The organism is Allobosea sp. P1_A7 (assembly GCF_056406775.1).
The window spans coordinates 1-1,871 of the sequence record NZ_JBFTZN010000522.1 but is presented as its reverse complement, the minus strand read 5'-3'; the positions used below and the strand labels follow the sequence as shown (position 1 = coordinate 1,871).

At 61.5% G+C, this 1,871-nt stretch carries 3 protein-coding genes and 1 pseudogene; all 4 read right to left on the bottom strand.

Annotated elements, in window-relative coordinates:
* Positions 1 to 107: 107 nt before the first annotated feature.
* Positions 108 to 272, bottom strand: coding sequence for a hypothetical protein (locus AC1D34_RS37215; protein WP_441509161.1), 165 nt, complete (start codon positions 270 to 272; stop codon positions 108 to 110).
* Between the two features lie 204 nt (positions 273 to 476).
* Positions 477 to 689 (bottom strand): annotated as a pseudogene (locus AC1D34_RS37210) (transposase); the annotation flags it as partial.
* 143 nt (positions 690 to 832) lie between these two features.
* Positions 833 to 1,084, bottom strand: coding sequence for a hypothetical protein (locus AC1D34_RS37205; protein ID WP_441509160.1), 252 nt, complete (start codon positions 1,082 to 1,084; stop codon positions 833 to 835).
* Between the two features lie 391 nt (positions 1,085 to 1,475).
* Positions 1,476 to 1,871, bottom strand: a 396-nt coding sequence (locus tag AC1D34_RS37200) for a DUF2950 family protein (protein WP_476826981.1), incomplete at its 5' end; no start/stop codon positions are given.

The window sequence follows — 1,871 nt, the reverse complement described above, 5'->3', positions numbered from 1 at the left end:
CTCTCGAGGTGCCGGGGCCGCGCGCCGTGACTTTCATGTCGCAGCAGCAGTGCGCACGGCAGTTCCCGCAATGGCGAGACGGGTCGCGGGAGCGCGAGATCCCGCTCTCACGGCCGCAGGCCGTTCCCGAAGAAGTCGGTCTGTCGACCGGGGCTCCCGAGGTCCTGCTGGACATAGGCGGGCCCGCCGCCCCCCGATCCGGACGTCTCGCGCGAAACGCATCCCACCAGTCCCATCAGAGCCAGCACTACTAGGTAGAAACGTCTATTCACGGAGGCCTCCCTCGGCGGGTTCCCAGAGCGCGGAAAATTAAACGCCGCGACGATGGGATGACATCAAGTCATTCTCAATTCTCTGTGCGAACAGACAATGCCGATCGTACTTCCAGATGCAAGCCGCCAAGGCAAGCATGCCGCCGTTGTGATCGACTGTCCCGGATTTCCGACAAGCAGTGGCTTCACTATCGCATCGTTAGCTTCCACGAGCAGATCCGACAGCGCCGAGAGGTGGAGCTTGCGGAGATCGGCGATGCTGCGGAAGTCAGGTCGGTTCAGTCCGGTCACCGCCCCCACGTCGACCCGCTCGTCGCAGGCGCAGCCAAGCTGCCGCGATGATGCCCCGGCTGTAGCCGTAGAGAACAGCGCCACCATCATCCCGGGATGATCAGGTGGATAGCCCCGTTCCTCCGAAGGCACTGAAGCTTCGCAACCTCAGCTTCCTCGCTCGGGACCGGATGGACAACCTATTGAGACCTCACATCTAGGCTTGACCATCGACTTGAGCCTGAGGGCGAGGTGCGCCACTTCGAGGCGATCACCGGCGCGACGAAGGCTCAAACTGAGGCAAGCGCCTCATTGACCTCACGTTCGATTTCCAATGCGAGAGCGCGGTACTCCTCCGCACGGGCCTCTCCGGCCGGCGAAGTTATTTTCTCCCAATAGGAAGCGGCCTCACATGTCACCTGGTAAACTTCGCAGAGATCGAGCAGTCCCGCACCACTGCTGCATTTTTGACGTAGCTCCATCCGCCGCTGCGGCCAACGAAGCATGAGCCTTGCAAGTCCGCGCTTTTGTACGTCATTCATGCTGCCATCCACCGCGGCATCACCACCGCTGATATTCGGCCCACGCCCTCGGCACAGTCGCCGACTGAGGATCAATCCACGATCAAAGGCCCCTAACCCGCGGTAGTCTCCTAAGGGCTCGCGTTGGGACCCCAAGCATCCGACCGGGCGTGAAGCTTGAAAAGCCGCCGAAGAGGATCGAAAGGAGGCCGGTCATCGGTTCTCCATTGCTGATAGCCGCTATGATTCGACGGCCCCCGCGCCTATCGGGCCAATCTTTCGACCTGCCTTTGGCGGTACCGTAGTCCAATCGGGGCCGTCATCCGAAGATCATTTGAGAAGGCTAAATGTCGCTTTGTGAAGACATCGCCATTTCGCTGAATGGATCAGCAGTCTGCATCTCGAAAATTGATTACTGCGGCACCGGAACCTTCTCCCAGGTCTTGTCGGGGTCGTATGAGCGCATCCGCGTCGCGATCCGGCTGGTCCTGGGTCCCAGATCCTTCTGATACACCGTGCCTTCGTGGTTCACGATGAAGCTCATGACGCCGGAGTTGCCGTATTCGGCGGGATAGGCGAGCAGAGCGAAGCCGCCGATCATCTTGCCGCCGACGACATAGTCGAGGCTTCCACCTGGTGCCGCGGCACCCTGGCGCTTCAGGATCTTGTAGTAGTAGCCGTGATAGGGCGTCTTGCCCTGCCCGCCCTTGTAGCCTTCGCGCTCGGCCTGCGCGGCGAGAGCGCCCAGCGGACTGGCCTCTTCTCCTGCCCCGGTCGCCCAGAACAAGCCGTCGCGCTTACCCGGGCG

Coding starts and splice junctions, on each gene's coding strand:
- AC1D34_RS37205 (WP_441509160.1), bottom strand. CDS start 1,084: ATGAATGACGTACAAAAGCGCGGACTTGCAAGGCTCATGCTTCGTTGG.